21 protein-coding genes and 1 pseudogene are annotated in these 19,810 nt (G+C 61.1%); 12 read left to right on the top strand and 10 right to left on the bottom strand.

All coding sequences use genetic code 11. The features are described 5' to 3' along the window. Positions 1-87 precede the first annotated feature (87 nt). Positions 88-1,017 (top strand): annotated as a pseudogene (locus tag AC04SG_RS26745) (beta family protein); the annotation flags it as partial. On the opposite strand, the gene AC04SG_RS26740 reads toward AC04SG_RS26745, so the two are convergent. From AC04SG_RS26740 to panB, 9 genes are all read right to left on the bottom strand, one after another. Continuing rightward, on the bottom strand, positions 958-1,647 hold the full coding sequence (locus AC04SG_RS26740; RefSeq protein ID WP_488553489.1) for a sce7726 family protein: 690 nt from the start codon (positions 1,645-1,647) through the stop codon (positions 958-960). The pseudogene AC04SG_RS26745 and the gene AC04SG_RS26740 overlap by 60 nt on opposite strands. A gap of 362 nt (positions 1,648-2,009) precedes the next feature. Further along, positions 2,010-2,285, bottom strand: coding sequence for a hypothetical protein (locus AC04SG_RS26735; RefSeq protein ID WP_488553488.1), 276 nt, complete (start codon positions 2,283-2,285; stop codon positions 2,010-2,012). A 115-nt stretch (positions 2,286-2,400) separates the two neighbouring features. Beyond that, entirely contained in the window at positions 2,401-3,375 is a 975-nt protein-coding gene (locus AC04SG_RS26730; RefSeq protein WP_488553533.1) for a hypothetical protein, read from the bottom strand. Positions 3,376-3,592: 217 nt separating this feature from the next. Then, complete coding sequence (locus AC04SG_RS26725) at positions 3,593-4,060, bottom strand: DUF2285 domain-containing protein (protein ID WP_488553487.1); 468 nt, start codon at positions 4,058-4,060, stop codon at positions 3,593-3,595. Then, positions 4,053-4,436, bottom strand: coding sequence for a transcriptional regulator domain-containing protein (locus AC04SG_RS26720; RefSeq protein WP_488553486.1), 384 nt, complete (start codon positions 4,434-4,436; stop codon positions 4,053-4,055). Before AC04SG_RS26720 ends, AC04SG_RS26725 begins: the two co-directional genes overlap by 8 nt. A 22-nt stretch (positions 4,437-4,458) precedes the next feature. Next, positions 4,459-5,091 carry an acyl-homoserine-lactone synthase gene (locus tag AC04SG_RS26715; protein ID WP_488553485.1) on the bottom strand — a complete coding sequence of 211 codons (633 nt, stop codon included), beginning with the start codon at positions 5,089-5,091 and terminating at the stop codon, positions 4,459-4,461. A 101-nt stretch (positions 5,092-5,192) separates the two neighbouring features. Further along, complete coding sequence (locus tag AC04SG_RS26710; RefSeq protein WP_488553484.1) at positions 5,193-5,912, bottom strand: LuxR family transcriptional regulator; 720 nt, start codon at positions 5,910-5,912, stop codon at positions 5,193-5,195. 32 nt (positions 5,913-5,944) lie between these two features. Beyond that, on the bottom strand, positions 5,945-6,241 hold the full coding sequence (locus tag AC04SG_RS26705) for a pantoate--beta-alanine ligase (RefSeq protein ID WP_488553483.1): 297 nt from the start codon (positions 6,239-6,241) through the stop codon (positions 5,945-5,947). 335 nt (positions 6,242-6,576) lie between these two features. Next, on the bottom strand, positions 6,577-7,437 hold the full coding sequence (gene panB / locus AC04SG_RS26700) for a 3-methyl-2-oxobutanoate hydroxymethyltransferase (RefSeq protein WP_488553482.1): 861 nt from the start codon (positions 7,435-7,437) through the stop codon (positions 6,577-6,579). Positions 7,438-7,580: 143 nt separating this feature from the next. On the opposite strand from panB, the gene AC04SG_RS26695 reads away from it, so the two are divergent. The 11 genes from AC04SG_RS26695 to AC04SG_RS26645 all read left to right on the top strand — a co-directional run bounded on the left by AC04SG_RS26695 (position 7,581) and on the right by AC04SG_RS26645 (position 18,767). Next, a complete protein-coding gene (locus AC04SG_RS26695) occupies positions 7,581-8,549 on the top strand; it encodes an NUDIX hydrolase (protein WP_488553481.1) in 969 nt (322 codons plus the stop codon). Positions 8,550-8,616: 67 nt separating this feature from the next. Continuing rightward, entirely contained in the window at positions 8,617-9,591 is a 975-nt protein-coding gene (gene nadA, locus AC04SG_RS26690) for a quinolinate synthase NadA (protein ID WP_488553480.1), read from the top strand. Then, entirely contained in the window at positions 9,588-11,129 is a 1,542-nt protein-coding gene (locus tag AC04SG_RS26685) for an L-aspartate oxidase (RefSeq protein WP_488553479.1), read from the top strand. The genes nadA and AC04SG_RS26685 overlap by 4 nt, the downstream gene beginning before the upstream one ends. Continuing rightward, positions 11,129-11,983 carry a carboxylating nicotinate-nucleotide diphosphorylase gene (nadC, locus tag AC04SG_RS26680; protein ID WP_488553478.1) on the top strand — a complete coding sequence of 285 codons (855 nt, stop codon included), beginning with the start codon at positions 11,129-11,131 and terminating at the stop codon, positions 11,981-11,983. Before AC04SG_RS26685 ends, nadC begins: the two co-directional genes overlap by 1 nt. 153 nt (positions 11,984-12,136) lie before the next feature. Beyond that, complete coding sequence (bioB, locus tag AC04SG_RS26675) at positions 12,137-13,078, top strand: biotin synthase BioB (protein ID WP_488553477.1); 942 nt, start codon at positions 12,137-12,139, stop codon at positions 13,076-13,078. Further along, positions 13,075-14,229 carry an 8-amino-7-oxononanoate synthase gene (locus tag AC04SG_RS26670; protein ID WP_488553476.1) on the top strand — a complete coding sequence of 385 codons (1,155 nt, stop codon included), beginning with the start codon at positions 13,075-13,077 and terminating at the stop codon, positions 14,227-14,229. The genes bioB and AC04SG_RS26670 overlap by 4 nt, the downstream gene beginning before the upstream one ends. Further along, entirely contained in the window at positions 14,226-14,861 is a 636-nt protein-coding gene (bioD, locus tag AC04SG_RS26665) for a dethiobiotin synthase (RefSeq protein WP_488553475.1), read from the top strand. The genes AC04SG_RS26670 and bioD overlap by 4 nt, the downstream gene beginning before the upstream one ends. Further along, the gene (locus tag AC04SG_RS26660) at positions 14,861-16,126 is read left to right on the top strand and encodes an adenosylmethionine--8-amino-7-oxononanoate transaminase (RefSeq protein WP_488553474.1); all 1,266 of its coding nucleotides are present in this window, start codon (positions 14,861-14,863) and stop codon (positions 16,124-16,126) included. The genes bioD and AC04SG_RS26660 overlap by 1 nt, the downstream gene beginning before the upstream one ends. Beyond that, complete coding sequence (locus tag AC04SG_RS26655; RefSeq protein ID WP_488553473.1) at positions 16,123-17,106, top strand: beta-ketoacyl-ACP synthase III; 984 nt, start codon at positions 16,123-16,125, stop codon at positions 17,104-17,106. The genes AC04SG_RS26660 and AC04SG_RS26655 overlap by 4 nt, the downstream gene beginning before the upstream one ends. 55 nt (positions 17,107-17,161) lie before the next feature. Next, the gene (panD, locus tag AC04SG_RS26650; protein ID WP_488500030.1) at positions 17,162-17,614 is read left to right on the top strand and encodes an aspartate 1-decarboxylase; all 453 of its coding nucleotides are present in this window, start codon (positions 17,162-17,164) and stop codon (positions 17,612-17,614) included. Positions 17,615-18,608: 994 nt separating this feature from the next. Then, entirely contained in the window at positions 18,609-18,767 is a 159-nt protein-coding gene (locus AC04SG_RS26645) for a hypothetical protein (protein ID WP_488553472.1), read from the top strand. Positions 18,768-19,078: 311 nt separating this feature from the next. On the opposite strand, the gene AC04SG_RS26640 is transcribed toward AC04SG_RS26645, so the two are convergent. After that, positions 19,079-19,810 (bottom strand): TCP-1/cpn60 chaperonin family protein (locus AC04SG_RS26640; protein WP_488553471.1); only part of this gene is annotated, 732 nt, incomplete at its 5' end.

Below are 19,810 nucleotides of genomic sequence, written 5' to 3'. Positions count from 1 at the left end.
GCGTGGCGATTATATATTTGACAACCCCGGCTTCCATTAGATGTCTCCCGATGCTAGCACTCCGCGAGTGGAAACAGGGGGTACCAAATGCCATATCGCTACATACCTATTGTACGAACTAAAGCCGGAGAAGCCGACGCACTTGGGAACTTGGACGCCGTAACAAGGGCACGCGTCTTTCCTTTGGTGAGACTTGCCGGGACGATTCCCGCGACGTTCCTGCCAAAGATGATTGCCAGTGCGGCGGGTTTTCCTATCGCGCTCGATGGTATCTACAACTTCGAGGTCACCGGTAGAACCGTAGCTTACACAGCTCTTTTCAATGGACTTGGCCAAGGCGGCGTCCCGGTTATTCCGACCTTGTCGATTAGGGCTCAGCCGGCCTACAACAACGCCGCCGCTGCACTGATAGGCACATTCGGCGCTGGTTTTGTATTGCACGTTCCGTTAGCCGATTTGCCCCACTTTGCGCCATGGGTGGCCGGCGTTGCGGCATGGGATCCCAGTCAGATCGATGTCTTGATAGACGTCGGGGGTGTGGCAGAGCACGCCCCTGCTCCCTATGCCAACTATGTCGCGCACACGATCAATGCTTCGCTAGCGGCAAATCATCCTTGGAGGTCGGTAACCCTCCACGGCTGGAGTGCTCCAAAGGATTACGGGCCTTTGAACCCCGGTCGCAATGATATAGCCCGCCGCGACTGGCAGATTTGGCAATTGGTCAGGGGTTCGGTTCCCTTCCAACTTGACTATTCTGATTCAGGCCACGTGCATCCGTCGCTTGATGAAGTGCCGGGATATGCGATGGCGAACGCGACGGTAAGTGTCCGATACGCGATCGATGATCAATGGATCATTCATAAAGGCGTCAAGACAAGTGGCGCAAACGGCATCGCGATGGGGACACAATACAGAGGCCATGCGCAGACCTTGCTGGTTGACCCCGATTTTGCAGGCCTAGCGATACCAAGTTGGGGCGACGGGCGCATCCAGCATTACGCTACCACCCACGGCGGCGCTGGGGGGCGGGGGCAATGGGCCGCTGTGCTGCTTAACCGACATGTCGCGCATGTCGCGGACAGGTTGCCTTAGCCGCGCTATCCTCGATTTGAGGGCTCGCCGCACCTCATCGCTCAAATCTGAAAATGATAACTCGGAAGCTAGCCGTTGGTGGACCATCTTGGCTGGCTTCCCTCGCCAACCTTGGGCGAGCCCGCGCGCGTCAAGGATGGCGAGCGCTTCGTCCTTCCATAGAAGATCGGCAATCAGATATGGGTCCGGGTTAGGATTGCGCGTGCCGCATTTGACATTGGTAAGGGCAATGCCTTCCAGTGTTTCCCGCGCCGACATGATGCCCCACCAGTTGGGGATTAGGTCGATCGCCTTGTCGGCGTGACGCTCGCCAACGACCAACGTGACATGATCGAAAACGCGGCTGTAAACTTCGGCCTGCGCAGGTAGACGTTGAAGTGTGTCGCGGTCAGACTTCAATTCGAAGCCAGTCAGTTCGCCGTTTATAACAGCGATGTCGATTCTGACAGACCCCGACCAAACGCCCATCTCTTCAACGATGCGAGTGTCCGTATCGCCATTATGGAGTTTGTTAAGGTGAGCCTTTACGGCGGCCCGGACGTCGCTGTCACGCATTCCCTATCCAACCGCTGCTTCGTTTCGGAAGCGTAATGGCGAAGACGTTAACGAATTTTTACCATGCGGTCAAGAATCGCTATGCTTGTGCGCCTCTTGGCTCAGGTTTGGCTTTCGCGATCTTTTTGACTATTCGGTCAAAATTTTCTTCTGACTCGTCAGCCTCTAGTCCACGGGCTGCATCTTTAAATTTCTGATTTTTTTGTTTTTCGAATCAGGCATTTCTGAGTTCTTGCGCTGCATAACGAGTCCTTTGAGGGCCGGCGCTGAATGAATATTCAAGCTTCCCCGACGAAAGCGACATCACCGCACGGTACATGATTATTTGCGGCATTACATGCAGGACGGCGTTCGTTCCCGAACTATTTTCGATTCTCACGCGATACCAGGAACGCATGCCGTACCTTGGGCGACTTCAGTGGAAGAACATCACGCAGCATAACGTCTCGATCTTCCGAGATCTGATTGACGAGTTCTTTTAGATAAATGGTGAGCAGCTTGTCGATTTCCACGCGCATGTGGTCGACATGTGGAACTTGGACCACATGACCAACGACAGCGACAAGTCGCATGGCTTCGCGGATGAGATGGCACAGGAACCACGCGACCTTGTAAGTGCGCTCCAGAATGCGGTGCATCCGGTGGGCTAGTACTCTTCTTTGACGAGCACAATGAGGCGGATAGCCTGCAACCAATTTGCCTACGGGGCACTGGTTTCGGCCTGGGAAAAGCTGTTCCGGGACTCCTTCGAAATCAGCGAATAACCGGCTCGCCGTGGAAGCGTCGGCGCGAGGGCGGTGAAACGCCGAAACCGACTTCCATCATCAGCCGCGGCGTATGTGTCGGCACCGTGCCCATGTGGAAGCCGAACGGATCCTCGACGAAGCCAAGCCCCGCCTCTCCAGTAAGCATCACGGGGCTTTGCTCGCCATAGACGTCCAAAATCTCTTTCGCGGGGTGGCCGACGAGAAGCGTCAGCTGGTGCTTGAGCGCGCGCCGCCTATGGCTGCCGCGGACATAGACATGCGGACCGGTACCCTCGTCGACCGGCAGTAGATAGAAGAAGAACTTTAACATCCGCCAGTCATCGAGGTCGAAGTGGTATTTGTTGAGCGATGCCAGGTTTTTGTCGGCGTCGGATGCCTGGCCGGTGGGGAAGCTCCACCAGACGCGCGTGGTAATCAGTTTTGCCTGGCCGCCGAGATAGTGCGCAGCGATATCCATGAGCAGCGGATCGTTTTGGACGGCGAGTGCCGCCTTGCAGTCGAGGATGCGCTCGAAATAATGGCCGCTCAGCAAGGGACGACCGAACCGTGCTTCAGCCTCCGCATGCTCCGTCGGCAAGAATTCGAGATGGCGATCGAAATTGCCAAAGCAAGGTGTGCACCGCACGAAAGCTGCGATCGACTCATGGATAGATTTCGGCAAAACGAGGCCGGGAAAAAACCCATCGCACTGCAGCGCATCGACAACCTCCTGGCGATCGACGTGGATGAACATCGTATCCTGTGCTTTCTGCGACGCTCGAACAGGCTTTGCACCACGCCAGTGCATTCTCCGTGCCGGCATGGTGCGGGCGAGCACGAACATGGGCAGCCACGCTGGATTTTCGCGAAGATCCGACAGGTAGGTCGGAATGCGTACGGCTATTCGGCGTAGCACGCTGCCGTTTCGCGCGATCGATTCGAGGCTTGCAGCGCCGGCTTTGTCGGTACTCGTAACGGTCATCAGGATCCTCAGGTATGAATGCACTATCAACGAAGCATTGGTCTCGTTGCTTCGTTCCGTATTACCCAAACCCGATTCCCGCAGCGGAAGAACTAACCGCGCTTCAAAGTTTGTGCAACGCACAATTACCTCGCCGGCAAATGCGGCCGGGTCCCTGCGCGTGTCGAAATAAGTTTTCGAAGCTGTCATCATAATTAAATTAGGAACTGCTTAATAACTACATCAGGAACTGCTTATAGCCGCCGCCCATCAGGTGGCGGCCACGTTGGATGGCACGACGAACCCGGTCGCGAAGATGACCGCCCGGATGAGCCCAATCTTGTTCGACACGCGCTGACCCGAACAGGGCAATTGCGATCTCCTGATGGGAGGCTCCCGCGAGCGAGCCATCTAATGCCTGCAGCACGACACTCAAACGCTTTCCGCGGGGTTCCGGCGGAAAGCAAGCGGCTGCCAGGCGGCCGCTTGCATCGATATCATTCAGGAACTGAAGGGCGGCGACATGGAACTTCAAGTGCCGCGGCGGCACGATTGCATCCACAAATAGCCGCAACGGGTGCAGAACCGAGGCGCCGGAAACCGCGATCTGCAGAGCCCGGCAGTCCTGCCTCAGCAATACGTGCTGCACACCGGATGGGGTCAGCAAGATGTCCTTGCGGCATGACAGCGAAGCAAGATCAAGCAATTGAAAATCGTGGTTGAGCCCAACCGTCTCCGCCCTGGCTCGCAGGACGCGGGCGCAGTCGCGCGGATCCCAAAAGACCCTTGCCGACCCGGCGTCCAATTGTGGATCGTCCGCGAAAAAGGAGGCTCCAATGGCTGAGGAAAGATGATCCACTCGTCAACTCGACTATATTGGTATCGGTGCGGGTTCCCGCAGCGGAGCCCGGCGTTGCGATTTTGGCGTGCTCGCGCTGGAATAGCGGATTACGCCGAAGAAATTCCCAGGCCCAGGCAGTACGGGGCAGTCGACTGGCATAGTGGTAAGTTGCGTGAAGACGCCAGTCCGGCCAGCACGGGCGGCCAACCGTTGCTTCCCTGAGCAGACGAGCATTCTTCACGGGTCGGGATCCGCAGCGGGCGCTATGCCGACTGGCCTAAGACCGGCTGCCAAAGGACCGGCCCACCCAGACGTCCCCTGTGGCGGATGCGCAGAAGGTTCGCGTGGGAAATCTCGAGAAATCCGGCCACCGCCTGCGTTTTGCCGACGGGCTTGGGTTGTGCGATGCGCGACAATGGCCACGTCGCGCGGCGCAGGATCCGTTCCATGCGCGTATCGGTCACCGTTACTATCTGGGTGAGATGCTTGGCCAAGCCGAACTCGAGCATGCCGGCGAAGAGCTCGTAGGTTGCTTGGGCTACTCCGCCAGCTGAGTTGGGCGCTGACGCGGGAAGATCGAGCGCAAAACGGCTGCTTTCCCATATCTCGGGGGTCGAGGGCACGGCATCGGCGCCCAGCAGCGCTGGGAACGTATCGCGCAACATTGTGGGTCCTGTGCTGGGCAAAAGACGCACGCAACCGCGAATTCGCCAATCGGATCCCTTGAGAAGCAGATAGACAGGCATCTGGCCATCAAACGCGTCGATTTCCATTTGGTCGTTGGTCTCAACGTCCCAGTCGAGCCTTTCCTTGAACACTCGGTACCTGAGTCCGTGCATCTCTTTGAGCTCGCTTGCGAACTCGCAGTAAAGTTCTGGCGTTATCAGCTGCATCATGGTCGCCTCCTGCGGAATGTACTCCGTCATCGAAGGGCAAAGCTGACCGCGACGCATCCTGTAGACGTTTACAGGTATCGTGGCCGAAGATTAGACTAGGGTCACGCCCGGCCGGAGGCGGCCAGCCGTGCAACGGCCTGGTTGGTCGTTCGAACGCCAAGCTTTGCTTTGGCGTTTTCGAGATGGAAAGTCGCGGTGCGCTTTGAAACGCCGAGTAGCTGGCTGATATCCCAAGCCGACTTGCCGCGCGCCGCCCATTTCAAGCACTCAAACTCCCGTGGGGTGAGCGTCACACCGTCCACCACGTGATCGTCGGCGAGCCTGCGCCGGGCATGGATGTGAAAGTTGATGGCAATCAGTTGCAATGCTTTTTCGTAGCGTGCCAGTGACCGCAAAAGTGGCGGACAGGACTCGTCCGAAGCAAAAGTCAGGGCAGCAAACCGGCCGCGATGATCATGCATGGATATCGTCAGCCCGCCGCGGATGCCAATCTCAGCCGCCCTTTCCAGAATTTGTTGCTGCGAGATCGGCAAACGCTGCCGACCCCGCTCGAGCCCCCAATGAAAGGTATCCCAGCCCTGCAGCCCACGCAGGATGACCGGATCAACGCGGTCATATCGCTGTTGCAGATAATGTGATGTCCAGGAGGACGGATAATTCGAGATCAGTCGAGGGGCGCCCCCGGACATCGTCGGGTAACTGAAGTAGGCGAAGAGCGGAAAATCGAAGCCCGCAGCAGCGGCCACCATCGCCTCACGGAGATCGACAGCATCAACACTTGCTGACAGTTGCTCGACAAAGTTTTCGAACAGGCGATGCATTGCGCTTTGCATGACCTCCGTATGAATGGTGCCTAATGCCGGACAGAGGCTTGAACTACTCGATCCCGAACCGATGCAGCGCGCCCGATCTTTTCACCATCATCACCGTGATCACGTCTTGCTTCTGAGCGAAGAAATGGCTTGGAGACGCGACAGCGCTCGGCTGGCGAGAGCAGGACATTGCGCGATGACAATGCAAGACTATCGGTTTCGCGGACTGTCGGACAGGCAACGATGGTGATTGGAATATTGGAATCCGGGGCGATACCAGCGCCCGTCTGCAGGAAGAGCTTGGCGACAACTGTCGCCAAGCCATCAAGGCGCCGCATAGGCCTCGCAGACGCAGGCCCCCTAAACAGTCGTTGCGAGGGCTGCCGGAGATATGTTTTGCATGCGGGACATAGAGCAGATGCTCTCCCAGGGCACGAGCTTTGCGGCATTGTCGTTTTCCGTGCAGCGACAGGCGGCAAGGTCGGCGGCACTGTTGAATTACTTCCGACTGACGAACAGCGTCGCGGTCACACGATCTGCGGTCTGGAGGCCGGAACGCACGACGCCCAAATGCCTGCGCCCACGCTCGGGCATTGCGGCGATGTTCGCAGCCGTCATGGCGCCATGCCGCGACTATCTGCGAAGCCTGGCTGGGTCCTGACAATCGGCAGGCTCATGGCGCTTCTCCGCTTCTTGTGACGCGGGCTTCGGCGCCGGTGGGTGCATCGATAAAGACGTGCTCGGCAGCGGGGAAGCGCCGCTTGCGCACCTCGTCCGCGTAGGCCGCGATCGCGGCGCCGGCTTGATCGCCGATTTCGGCGTAGCGCTTGACGAATTTCGGCCTGAACGAGGAGAACAGGCCGAGCATGTCGTCACTGACCAGGATCTGGCCGTCGCAGGCCGGTGAGGCTCCGATGCCGATAGCGGGGATTTCAATCTCGCCGGTAATCAGCCGCGCGAGTTGCTCTGGTATCTTTTCAAGCACGACGCAGAAGGCGCCCGCTTGCGCGACCGATATCGCGTCGCGCCTGATCCGCTCGGCGTCCTCTCCCCTGCCCTGCACGCGGTAGCCGCCGATAGCGTTGACTGCCTGCGGCGTCAGGCCGATATGGGCCATGACAGGAATGCCACGAGCTGTGAGGAAACGGATAGTAGCAGCCATCGCCTCGCCCCCCTCCAGCTTGATAGCCGCGCAAGCGGTCTCAGCCATCAAGCGAGCCGCGTTGCGGAACGCCTGCTCGGGACTCTCCTCGTAGGAACCGAACGGCAGATCAACGACCATCAGGGCCTGCTCCAGGCCACGGCGCACTGCCTTGGCGTGCATGATCATCATGTCGAGCGTGACGCCAACCGTGGAAGGCAGGCCGTGCAGCACCATGCCGACGCTGTCGCCGACAAGAACGATGTCGCAATGTCGATCGACCAGCTTTGCAATCGGCGTCGTATAGGCCGTGAGGCAGACGAGCGGGAGACCACCCTTACGCGCCCGAATATCGGGCGGTGTAATCCCATTTGAAAAAACAGCTGTGCTCAACGCATGCCTCCTTCCCTAGCGTGACCCACCGCAGGTGTCGCGTTTGGAGCGTTTTTGTGCAAGCGCTGTGTTGACGTGCAGTGAGGCGCGCTTAAATTAAATCGATTCAGGCCCTCCGAGCCTGGCCAACCACCTTCGCGGACATGGACAATCAGGCAAAAGGAATCAGGAAAGATCGAAGCGCCGTCGAGGCCGACGAAGTCAAAGTGGATCTGATCGCCTTTGTCGTCGCCGTAAACGACAATGAACCCTGTGTCCTCACCATCGGGCAGGCGGACACACTGCCTTCTGGGCCATTTGCGCTTGAGCACCGATCGCTGCAAGCGGGTTTGAGGGGCTGGGTCGAGCAGCAGACTGGCCATCCGCTGGGCTACATTGAGCAGCTCTACACCTTCGCCGATCGGGACCGCGCCGGCGCCGAGCGCCGGCAGCGCGCAATCTCCATCAGCTATCTCGCACTGACCCGCAAGGAACAGGCAGCGGGTTCGGCCAAGTGCGGATGGCGAAGCTGGTATGAATATTTTCCATGGGAAGACCACCGCTCCGGCACTCCGCCTGTGGTGCTGGACGTGCTGAGACCGCGCCTGATTGAATGGGCAGACAGCATCAGCGACGCAGCCGTGAGACGTGAACGACGGCGGCGGGTAGCGATAGCCTTCGGGTTAGACGGGCGGCATTGGAACGAGGAACTCACGCTTCAACGCTATGAGTTGGTTTACGAAGCAGGCCTGGTCCAAGAGGCTGAAGGCGGACCCGACTGGGCGCTGCCTTCGCTTGTGCCCAGCAAGTCCATGGTGGCCGATCATCGCCGCATCGTGGCGACGGGTATTGCGCGACTGCGCTCCAAGATCAAATACCGGCCGGTCGTCTTTGAGCTGATGCCGCAGTATTTCACTTTGCTGCAGCTGCAACGAACCGTCGAAGCGCTTGTCGGCAGGCTGATCAACAAGCCGAACTTTCGTCGCCTGATAGAGCAGCAGGAGCTGGTCGAGGAGACTGGCGAGACTTCGGTCGACACGGGCGGGCGCCCGGCAAGACTCTATCGCTTCCGCCACGCGGTCCTCGACGAAACGGCGATAGTCGGCACAAAATTGCCGGTCGCCAAGGGTTGACACGCTTATAGTCAACGTGGATATATACCCCTTATAGTCAAATGGATTATAATTGGGGGCGCCGATCATGAACGGGGCGTTATCTTCGGCGGCGTCTCTGTATCGGCGCGTCTGGCGTGTCATTCCGCCCGGGGAATGGGCGGTTTTCAGCCCGGACATCGAGGCCATTCTCGCACTGAAGCGCGAGCGCAACGCGATCATCCTGGCGCACAATTATCAGACGCCTGAGATCTTCCATTGCGTGGCCGATATCGTCGGCGACAGCTTGACGCTGGCCCGCAAGGCTGCGACGGTCGAGGCGCAAGTCATCGTGCTGGCTGGCGTGCATTTCATGGCCGAAACGGCCAAGCTGCTTAATCCGGACAAGACGGTGCTCATTCCAGATCTGCGCGCAGGCTGCTCGCTGGCTGATTCGATCACGGCACAAGACGTACGCTTGATGCGCCACCGCTATCCCGGCGTGCCGATCGTCACCTATGTCAACACGTCGGCTGAAGTGAAAGCCGAGTCGGATATCTGCTGCACCTCGGGCAACGCCAAGGCGGTCGTCGAATCCCTTGGCGTTGACCGGGTGATCATGTTGCCAGACGAATATCTGGCCCACAATATCGCCGCCCAAACCGACGTTGAGATCATCGCCTGGAAAGGCCATTGCGAAGTGCATGAGCGCTTCACACCGGCCGATATCCGCGAGTTGCGCGAAAACCATCCCGGCGTGACGGTGCTAGCCCATCCTGAATGTCCGCCCGACGTTGTGGCTGAAGCCGATTTTTCGGGCTCGACCGCAGCCATGTCCGACTATGTCGAACGGCAAAAGCCGTCGCGCGTCGTGCTGATGACGGAGTGCTCAATGAGCGACAACGTCGCGGTAGCGCATCCAGAAGTCGACTTCATCCGGCCCTGCAATTTGTGCCCGCACATGAAGCGGATCACGCTCGCCAACATCCGCATGGCGCTTGAGCAGAACCGCCATGTCGTCACGATCGAGCCCAGCATCGCTGGGCGCGCGCGGCTCGCGGTCGAACGGATGCTGGCAATTTGAGCGCCTGTGTCCGCAGCTTCTTTGGGCGACCCATCATCATCGGCGGCGGCATCGCCGGACTGATGACCGCGCTTCAACTAGCGCCGGAGCCGGTGCTTCTTCTGTCCAGGACGCTACTGGGAGCTGACTCGTCGAGCACCTCGGCTCAGGGGGGACTGGCTGCAAGTTTGGGCCAAGACGACGATCCGGATCTGCACTTGGCCGATACGCTTGCCGCCGGGGGTGGTCTGTGCGCCCCAGATATGGCGAGCCGCATCCTCCAAGCCGCGCCCAGCGCAATCGAGGGGCTTGCGGGCTTGGGGGTTCCGTTCGACCGTACGCCAGAGGGATCATTGTGTCTCGGCCTGGAGGCCGCGCACAGCCGGCGTCGCATCGTTCATGCGCATGGCGACGGCAGCGGGCGTGAGATCATGCGTGCGCTGATCGCGGCCGTGCGCTCAACTGCCTCGATTGTCGTCGTTGAGGGCGTGGAAGCGCGTCGTCTGGCTGTCAGGGACAATGCGATCCAAGGCGTCTGGGCGAGCTGTTCGTTAGGACCTGTCTTCTTCGGCTCACGCCGGGTCGTCGTTGCCACCGGTGGGATCGGCGGGCTGTTTTTCGATACCACCAATCCTTCGGGCAGTTGCGGACAGGGCTTGGCGCTTGCGGCCCGCGCGGGAGCTGTCCTTGCCGACCTCGAGTTCATCCAGTTCCACCCGACCGCGCTTGATGGCCCCGAACGCCCTATGGCGCTGGTCAGCGAGGCCGTCCGCGGCGAAGGTGCTACCCTGATCGATGAGACAGGTCGACGCTTCCTCGATGGCGTGCCGGGCGCCGAACTCGCGCCACGGGATATCGTTGCACGCGCGGTCTGGAGTCATTTGGCAGATGGTCATCAGGTCTTCCTCGACGCGCGGCAACGGCCTGGGGCGGAATTTGTCCGACACTTCCCCACAATCGCATCTGCCTGTCGTGGATACGGCATCAATCCCGTGCGCGAGCTCATTCCTATTCGTCCTGCCCAGCACTATCACATGGGTGGCATCGCCGTGGACGGCTCGGGTAAGACGTCGGTCAAGGGGTTGTGGGCCTGTGGCGAAGCCGCCTCGACCGGACTGCATGGCGCCAACAGGCTCGCCAGCAATTCCTTGACGGAGGCCGTTGTGTGTGCGCGCTGGGTCGCTGAAAGCGTGGCCGGAACGCCTGCTCGCAGAACAAGGCCACCGTTTGCGGACAGTTACCCGTCACCCGATCCGGCACCCGCGCGTCCTTTCGTGTCGCGCGCACTCGGCATCGTGCGCAACGGCGAAGCCTTGGAAGCGGCCGCACGGGCGCTGTTGCCGCTCGCCGAAAACCAGGACGCGGGATCGGATGCGGCTGCTGTGGGTCTGATGATTGCTATTTCCGCCTTGCGGCGCCGAGAGAGCCGCGGCGCTCATTACCGCGAGGATTTTCCCCATCCTGCGGCTGTTGCACGACGCTCCGAGATCACCCTCGAGGCCGCCTTGGCCGCAGCGCGGGAACTTACACCCTCGCCAACGCTGGAAAGTGCCACCTGATGAGCCTGTCACCACTTCCCGCGATGATGCTCGAGCCGCTGGTACGCTCAGCCCTCCTCGAAGACCTTGGCAGAGGCGGTGACGTGACGACAGACGCGACCGTAGCGAAATATCACCACGCCACAACCGTGCTGGCGGCACGCGAGCACGGTGTTGTCGCCGGGCTCGATCTGGTGAGCCTCGCCTTCAAGTTGATCGACCAAAATATCAAGCTAGATGTGAACCGAGCCGACGGCAGCAGAGTTGCTCAAGGGGAGATAATTGCATCGGTGAGTGGTCCGACCCGGGCCATTCTTACCGCTGAACGCACGGCGCTGAATTTCTTGTGCCATTTGAGCGGCATTGCCACGGCAACCGCTTCGATTGTCGGAGCGGTTGGCGAGCACCGCGCCAAGATCACCTGCACCCGCAAGACGACGCCCGGGTTGCGGGTGGTCGAAAAATACGCCGTGCGTGCTGGCGGCGGCGCCAATCACCGCTTCGGCCTCGACGACGCCGTCCTGATCAAGGACAACCACATCGCGGTTGCCGGCGGCATCCGCCCCGCCATCAAGTGCGCGAGAGAGAGCATAGGCCATCTCGTCAAGATCGAAGTCGAGGTCGACACGCTGGCCCAGTTGGAAGAAGCCCTCTCGCTCGCCCCAGACGCCGTCCTGCTCGACAACATGCCGATCGATGAGCTTCGCCAGGCTGTGACCATGGTTGCCGGCCGGGCGATCACGGAGGCGTCGGGCCGGATCACCGCTTCAACCGCGCCCGTCATCGCGGCCACTGGCGTCGACCTGATGTCCATCGGGTGGCTGACCCATAGCGCGCCGATTCTCGACATCGGACTGGACTATTACTCGCCGTGATCGCCACCAACCGGTCGGGGATCGACTGTAAATCGAAGCGGTATCAATCGGACGAAGAAGCTTGGGCAAGTGAAGAGCCAGGAAAAAAGGACGGATATGCACGACACTAATCCGACTTACACGACGCCGCGGACACAATGCGCTGATGGCGGGATGTGGACCCTGGAGAAGGCTCGGGGACTTCACGACGCACCTTTCAACAATCTGCTCTTCCTCGCGCAGACCGTTCACCGCCAGAATTTCGATCCGAACAAAGTTCAGCTCAGCCGACTGCTCAGCATCAAGACAGGTGGCTGCCCGGAAGATTGCGGCTATTGCAGCCAGTCGGCGCATCACGAAACCGGCCTCAAAGCCTCGAAGCTGATGGAAGTGGAGCGCGTCATCGCAGAGGCGACCAAGGCGCGTGACGCCGGCGCCACCCGCTACTGCATGGGTGCGGCCTGGCGCAATCCCAAGACGCGCGACATGGATGCGGTAGTGGCCATGGTCGAAGGCGTCAAGGCGCTCGGCATGGAAACGTGCATGACGCTGGGCATGCTTGATCGTGAGCAGGCCATTAGACTGAAGCAGGCGGGGCTGGACTACTACAACCACAACATTGATACCTCGGAACGCTACTATAGCGAGGTGATCAGCACACGCAGCTTTGCCGATCGGCTTGAGACACTTGAGAACGTGCGCCAATCCGGCATCAAGGTCTGCTGTGGCGGCATCGTCGGCATGGGTGAGGAGCCGATGGATCGCATCGATATGCTCGTCACTCTTGCCAACTTGCCTGAACATCCCGAGAGCGTTCCAATCAACATGCTTATCCCGATCGCGGGTACCCCGCTTGCCCACGCCGGGCAGATCGATCCGATCGAGTTTGTGCGCGTGATCGCGCTGGCGCGCATCATGATGCCTAAATCGCATGTCCGCCTTTCCGCCGGCCGCACCGGCATGACCGACGAGATGCAGGCGCTGTGCTTCTTTGCGGGCGCCAATTCGATCTTCGTCGGCGACACGCTGCTCACCGCCGACAATCCAGGCGAGGACAAGGACACGCTGCTGTTCCGGCGTCTCGGCATCGAGCCGATGGAACTTGAGGCGCAATGAACGGGGCACCGCTGGCCCGCTACGAGGCAACCCTGCAGGGGCTGGCGCGCAGGGACCGGCTGCGGCAGCTTGCGCCGCGCGCCGGTCTCGACTTCTCGTCGAACGACTATCTGGGGCATGCGGGCAGCAAAAGGCTCGGCGACGCGGTCGCGGCCGCCATTGCCCGCGGTACGCCGGTCGGCGCCACAGGATCTCGGCTGCTGCGCGGCAACGCGCCCGAGCATGAGGAACTAGAGGCAGAGGCGGCAACGTTCTTCGGGGCCGAACGCGCGCTATTCTTCGGCGGCGGCTACATCGCCAACTTTGCCCTGCTGACAGCCCTGCCGCAGAAGGGCGACCTTTTGGTCCTCGATGAGCTTGCCCATGCCAGCATGCATGAGGGGGCGCAGGCCGGACGCGCCGAGTTCAAGCTGGCAGCGCATAACGATGTCGATGCCTTCGATGCTGCGATCACCCGCTGGCGCGCAGACGGCGGCGTCGGGCGCGCCTGGATCGCGGTCGAGAGCCTCTACAGCATGGATGGCGATTATGCGCCGCTAGAAAGTCTGGTCGCGCTGGCCAATCGGCGCGAGGCTTTCATCCTCGTCGACGAAGCCCATGCCACCGGCGTCTGGGGACCGGACGGTCGGGGGCTGGCCGCGGCATTCGAGGGCCGTGACAACATCGTCGCGCTCCACACATGCGGCAAGGCCCTCGGCGCGTCCGGTGCGCTGGTCACAGCGCCGCGAACGCTGTGCGACTACATCATCAATCGGTGCCGGCCATTCATCTACGCCACCGCGCCATCGCCGCTGATGGCAGTCGCGGTCCGCGAAGCGCTCGCCATGCTGTCGGACGAGCCTATGCGCCGTATTCAGTTGCAGGAACGCGTTGCCTTCGCGGGCCGCCAACTGGCCGACCGCTGCGGCGTGAAGCCCAGCGGGTCGCAGATCCAGCCCTTTGTCATCGGGGATAACAGGCGCACCATGGCGGTGGCAGCAGAACTGCAGGCGCGCGGCTTCGACATACGCGGCATTCGTCCGCCGACTGTGGCAGAGGGCACATCGCGGCTGCGCATTTCGCTGACGCTCAACGTCGATATGCCGGACATTTGCGCCATGGTCGAGACGCTCGTCGAGGCGTTGGCGCAAACACGGCCGGGGGCGATATGACCCAACGCATCGTCATCGCCGGAACGGACACCGGAATTGGCAAGACCGTGTTTGCGGCCGGGCTCGCCGGCCAGCTCGACGGATTCTATTGGAAACCGGTGCAATCGGGCCTCGACGACGAGACTGACAGTGAGGTCGTTGTACGGCTTGCCGGCCTGCCGTCGGAGCGCGTGCTGCCGGAAGCCTACAGGTTACGAAGCCCGCTGTCGCCGCATCGTTCGGCCGAGATCGACGGTGTCGCGATCAAGGCTGCCGATCTTACCTTTCCGGTCCTGCCGACGCCGCTGGTTATCGAGGGCGCGGGTGGGCTTATGGTGCCACTCAACCGGCGCACAAGCTTCATTGACATCTTCGCTGAGTGGAAGCTGCCGGTCATTTTGTGTGCCCGCACCACACTCGGCACGATCAACCACACCCTGCTGTCGATCGAGGCGCTGCGGGTCCGCTCAATCCCGCTCCTTGGCGTCGCCTTCATCGGCGATGAAATGGCCGATACGCAAAGGACAATCGTGGAATTCGGCGGCGTGCGGCAGCTTGGCAGGCTGCCACACGTTGACCCCCTGACGAGTGAGACGCTGAGGGATGCGATGGTTGCCGGCTTCGACCTCACAGCGATCGCAGGAGGCGAATAATGTCGCAGTCCAGTGTCTGGCACCCCTTCACACAGCACGCGCTCGAGAAGGCGATCCCTGAAATCGTCCGGACGGAAGGCGCCTACCTCCACAAGGCCGACGGCACGCGCATCCTGGATGCCATTTCCTCCTGGTGGGTCGTCACCCACGGCCACCGCCATCCCCGCATCATCAAGGCCATCGAGACGACCGCGGCGAGCCTAGACCAGATCATCTTTGCCGGCTTCACCCACGAGCCGGCCGAGCGCCTGGCGAGCGCACTTGTCGGCCTCGCACCACCTGGACTCGACTGGGTGTTCTATTCCGACAGCGGCTCGACCTCCGTCGAGGTCGCGCTGAAGATGGCGCTCGGCTATTTCCGCAACATTGGCGCGCCGCGTTCGAGCATTGTCGTCATGGAGCACAGCTATCACGGCGACACGATCGGCACGATGAGCGTCGGTGCCCGCGGCGTGTTCAACGCCGCCTACGAGCCCTTGCTGTTCGAGGTCGACACCATCCCCTTCCCGGCCGCCGGGCGAGAGCAGGAGACGCTGGATCGGTTCGAGGCAGTCTCCCGTGACCGGCACGCGGCCGCGCTGATTGTCGAGCCGCTGGTGCTCGGCGCCGGTGGCATGCTGATGTATCCGGCCTGGGTTCTCACCGAATTGAAGAAGATCGCCGAAGCCTCCGGTACGCTCTTGATCGCCGACGAGGTGATGACCGGCTGGGGGCGCACCGGCAGCATGTTCGCCTGCGAGCAGGCGTCCATCTCTCCGGACATCCTTTGCACCTCGAAAGGGCTGACGGGCGGCGTGATCCCGCTGGCCGCCACGCTTGCCACCGATGCCATCTTCCACGCCCACTATTCGACGGACCGCAAAAGGACGTTTTTCCACTCGAGCTCCTACACGGCCAATCCGATAGCCTGCGCGGCCGCACTCGCCAATGTCGAGATCTGGCATGACGAACCGGTGGCCGAGCGTATCGCGGCCCTGAGCGCGCGACAGGCCGCCGGGCTTCAACGCTTTCGGGACAACCCTCGCTTCACCGACAGCCGGGCGACGGGCACGATCGCAGCACTCGATTTGCGCGCCGGCTCAGCCGGCTACCTCGCCGAGATCGGTCCGAAGCTGCGCGCATTCTTCCTCGAGCGAGGCCTGCTCGTGCGCCCGCTCGGCAATGTCCTCTATCTTCTGCCGCCCTATTGCATCACCGGCGATGAGCTCGACGGACTCTATGACGCCATCGAGGAGGCCGGCGAACGCTTTGGCTCGAGGCCGTGAACCGATCGTCGCGCATTTTCGGGTTTGGCCATCATGCGCCTGGGCGCAAAGTGGCGAATGCCGAGATCGAGAACAATCTCGGGCTCGAACCTGGTTGGATCGAGCGGCGCACCGGAATTCGTTCGCGCTTCTGGGCGACAGATGAAGACACGCTGTCGGGCCTTGCCACGCAGGCGGGCGAGATGGCGCTGGCGAACGCCGCTATTGACCGAAGCGACATCGGCCTGCTGTTGCTCGCCACTTCGACACCCGATCATCTCCTGCCGCCCAGTGCGCCGCTGGTCGCGCATCGGCTTGGGCTGGGGCGTGCGGGCGCGATCGACCTGACCGGCGCTTGCGCCGGCTTCATCTATGCGCTGATGTTCGCGGACGGCTTCACCCGCCTACACGGCAAGGCGAGCCTTGTCATTGCCGCCAACATCCTCAGCCGCCGCATCAATCCGGCCGAGCGCGCAAGCTCGGTTCTTTTCGCCGATGCCGCCGGCGCCGTGGTGATTGGTCCGTGCGAGGATGCCGATCGGGGGATTCTCGGCGCTTCCGTGGATTCGGATGGCTCGCGCTACGGGCTGATCCAGATCCCGGCGGGTGGAAGCAACATCCCGTTCCGTGGCGGCCTGGATCTCGGGCAAACCCTCATGACGATGACCGACGGCCGCGAAGTGTTCGCTAAGGCGGTCGAGATGATGACTGATTGCTCGATAAGCGCGCTTGCCGCTGCCGGAGTCCAACCACAAGATGTCGGCAGGTTCGTGCCACATCAGGCCAATGCTCGGATTTTCGATGCGGTCGGGCGAAACCTGGGCATTGCCGATCATGCGATCGTCAAGACGATCGCCGAGTACGGCAACTCTTCCGCCGCGACGATTCCACTTTCTCTGTCGCTCGCCCATCAAACGGAGCCGTTTCGGCCGGGCGAGAAAATCCTGCTGGCGGCAGCGGGTGCGGGTCTCAGCGGCGGTGCACTCATCGTTGGAATTTAGCCAGGCATGGGTTGCATAAGGACGGGTCATTCACGATGGATAGGACAACGGATCAATGCGAAAACTAGTCGCCGGCAAGCTACACGGCATCCACGTCACCGAAGCAAACCTCAACTACCACGGTTCGATAACGCTCGACCCTGACCACTGCGAAGAAGCCGGGATCCTGCCCATGGAATTCGTGGAGATATGGAACAAGAACTCCGGCGCGCGGATCTCGACCTATGTCATTCTGGGCGAGCGCGGCTCACGATGCTGTATCCTCAACGGTGCGGCCGCCCGTACCTGCCAGCCGGACGACCAGATCATTGTCTGCAACTCCATCTACCTGGACGAAGCGCACATTACGTCGCTGAAGCCGCGGATCGTTACGTTCGACCAGGACAACAACATACTCGACCGCCTGAGCTACTCCGTCGATCTCGACGCCGATGGCCGTTACAGTTTCTCGATCCTTGACGAAGCGGGTGAGGCTTTGGCCATTCCTGCCCTGGTCTCCGGAGCGTGACTTGGCCTCCACATATGTGCAGGCCTCTCCCCCGTTGCAACTTACTCGGCGCTAAGAGAGTATCTAAACCTGCCCGAGCCGCTGACCCTCCGGTTTCGAAAGGACGAGTCCCGTGGCCTTTCGATACGGCGGGCTTTCGCGAGATCGCAAATATGGGCAGCCGAACGGCCGCAAGCAGCATTGAAAAGACCCTTCGCGCCGGGCCAGCGATTCACCAGCTATCCGACGTCTCCCCAATTCGGTAAAGATATCAGATTTCGTCAATCGGTGGCTTGCTAGGAAGGCCGAGCCTGGCTCGTTGGCCATCGGCGAAATTCTCAGCGGGACACTGTGTGCTGAACCGATGAACCGTCAGTTTGCCGTCCTCAACAATATGAACGGCCCATCCCCCACCGCGACGTTTGACGCGCACGTCGTTAGGTTCGCCAGCCACCATCGCTGCCTCATTTTCGTCGCCTGGACTAGGACTGGAAGTCGTCCCCAGTACCTCGAAAAACATGGGACCTTACGTAACGTCAAGCGCGGATTTTCTGACAGCTCGCGCGCTATGGATTCGTCGTCGACAGCAGCTCAGGGCCGGACCCTCCGCGCCCGCCGCATCTTGCATTCGGATCGATTTAGATGGCCCGATTTTGCGCGTTAATGCTGCCTTAATTATCCACAGCTAATGTCAGTGGGAACGCGTATTCAGTTCGAGTACCACTGCAAAAAGCCCGCCACTCTCCCGTCTAGAGTGGCGGGCTTTTTCCGCTGAGAGACGCTGGCGCTGTCGGTGCGGATGCTGCCCCAGCACGATCGCGGTTTACAGGATCCATAAGTCGTCAAGCCGCGCGGCCCGTCACGACAGCCCTTTCCTATGCTGCCGCGGATCAGCCTGTTCAGGGGCGACGCGCAGAGGACGCCAAAACAGCGGTGTCGCACGCCCTTCGAGAGAGCCCTTTTGCGAACAGTTACCGCATGACAACCTGATCCGGGAAGACGGCGCGACGCTCTGATGGTGGAAATTCTGGCGAAGCCCAAGGTCCTATTTGCAAAGCACACGGTGTTGCTTGCCGGGCTGGCTGACGTTCTTGCAGACCAGCGGCTTATGCGGCTCGGAAGAAGAGAGCGTAACACTGGCGACCGTGATGCGCGCCTGTTTGATGTCTTGTGACCTGCCGCACGGCGCAGTTCGAGCCTTTCTGGCTCCTATGGCGCAACCGGAAACACGCTGGTTTCGATCGGTTGCTGCTGCAGACGTGGGGGTTCTTTGTCAAAGAGTAGTTGGAATCAAGTGGTCTCGGAATAATACCGTACCGTCATCGCTGCGCGCGCAGCCACTGCCCAACGGCAAAGCCAGCCCAGCAAAAAAGAGCACAACCCTTGGCGGGCATACCCCGGCTTGAAAGCCGCCGAAACCGGCGCAATGGGCGCGAAGGGCGGCATTGCTTGCCGCCCCTCAGTGATCGTCGAGTTGCGTGGACCTTAGAAGTCCATGCCGCCCATGCCGCCCATGCCACCGCCGCCCATGCCACCGCCGCCCATGCCGCCAGGCATGCCGCCGCCAGCCGACTCCTTCTTCGGAGCCTCCGCGATCATGGCTTCGGTGGTGACGAGCAGGCCGGCGACCGAAGCCGCGTCCTGGAGTGCTGTGCGCACGACCTTCATCGGGTCGAGGATGCCCATGGCGATCATGTCGCCATATTCGCCGGTCTGGGCGTTGTAGCCGAAGGTCGCGCCCTTGTTGTCGAGGATCTTGCCAGCAACGATCGAAGCTTCCGCACCGGCGTTCGAGGCGATCTGGCGGGCCGGAGCCTGCAGAGCACGTCGCACAATGGCGATGCCCGCGGTCTGGTCGGAATTGACGCCGGTAACGGTGATGGCCAGCGAAGCGCGCAGCAGGGCCACGCCACCGCCGGCAACGATGCCTTCTTCCACGGCCGCGCGGGTCGCGTTGAGGGCGTCATCGACGCGGTCCTTCTTTTCCTTGACTTCGACTTCCGTCGCGCCGCCGACGCGGATCACCGCAACGCCGCCCGCGAGCTTCGCGAGACGTTCCTGCAGCTTCTCCTTGTCGTAGTCCGACGTGGTCTCTTCGATCTGCTGCTTGATCTGGGCAACGCGGCCCTGGATCTCGGCCTTCTTGCCGGCGCCGTCGACGATGGTGGTGTTCTCCTTGGAGATCGACACCTTCTTGGCGCGGCCGAGCATGTTGAG

Source organism: Mesorhizobium sp. CNPSo 4684, from assembly GCF_057784315.1.
The sequence above is the reverse complement of the archived record's forward strand: the minus strand, read 5'-3'. Positions and strand labels throughout refer to the sequence as shown.

Excerpts from the sequence above, each read along its gene's own strand:
- AC04SG_RS26740 (WP_488553489.1), bottom strand. The coding sequence starts at position 1,647 with ATGCGTGACAGCGACGTCCGGGCCGCCGTAAAGGCTCACCTTAACAAA.
- AC04SG_RS26735 (WP_488553488.1), bottom strand. The coding sequence starts at position 2,285 with ATGCACCGCATTCTGGAGCGCACTTACAAGGTCGCGTGGTTCCTGTGC.
- AC04SG_RS26730 (WP_488553533.1), bottom strand. The coding sequence starts at position 3,375 with ATGACCGTTACGAGTACCGACAAAGCCGGCGCTGCAAGCCTCGAATCG.
- AC04SG_RS26715 (WP_488553485.1), bottom strand. The coding sequence starts at position 5,091 with ATGATGCAGCTGATAACGCCAGAACTTTACTGCGAGTTCGCAAGCGAG.
- AC04SG_RS26710 (WP_488553484.1), bottom strand. The coding sequence starts at position 5,912 with ATGCATCGCCTGTTCGAAAACTTTGTCGAGCAACTGTCAGCAAGTGTT.
- AC04SG_RS26705 (WP_488553483.1), bottom strand. The coding sequence starts at position 6,241 with ATGCGGCGCCTTGATGGCTTGGCGACAGTTGTCGCCAAGCTCTTCCTG.
- AC04SG_RS26695 (WP_488553481.1), top strand. The coding sequence starts at position 7,581 with ATGGACAATCAGGCAAAAGGAATCAGGAAAGATCGAAGCGCCGTCGAG.
- nadA (WP_488553480.1), top strand. The coding sequence starts at position 8,617 with ATGAACGGGGCGTTATCTTCGGCGGCGTCTCTGTATCGGCGCGTCTGG.
- nadC (WP_488553478.1), top strand. The coding sequence starts at position 11,129 with ATGAGCCTGTCACCACTTCCCGCGATGATGCTCGAGCCGCTGGTACGC.
- bioB (WP_488553477.1), top strand. The coding sequence starts at position 12,137 with ATGTGGACCCTGGAGAAGGCTCGGGGACTTCACGACGCACCTTTCAAC.
- AC04SG_RS26670 (WP_488553476.1), top strand. The coding sequence starts at position 13,075 with ATGAACGGGGCACCGCTGGCCCGCTACGAGGCAACCCTGCAGGGGCTG.
- bioD (WP_488553475.1), top strand. The coding sequence starts at position 14,226 with ATGACCCAACGCATCGTCATCGCCGGAACGGACACCGGAATTGGCAAG.
- AC04SG_RS26660 (WP_488553474.1), top strand. The coding sequence starts at position 14,861 with ATGTCGCAGTCCAGTGTCTGGCACCCCTTCACACAGCACGCGCTCGAG.
- panD (WP_488500030.1), top strand. The coding sequence starts at position 17,162 with ATGCGAAAACTAGTCGCCGGCAAGCTACACGGCATCCACGTCACCGAA.
- AC04SG_RS26645 (WP_488553472.1), top strand. The coding sequence starts at position 18,609 with ATGGTGGAAATTCTGGCGAAGCCCAAGGTCCTATTTGCAAAGCACACG.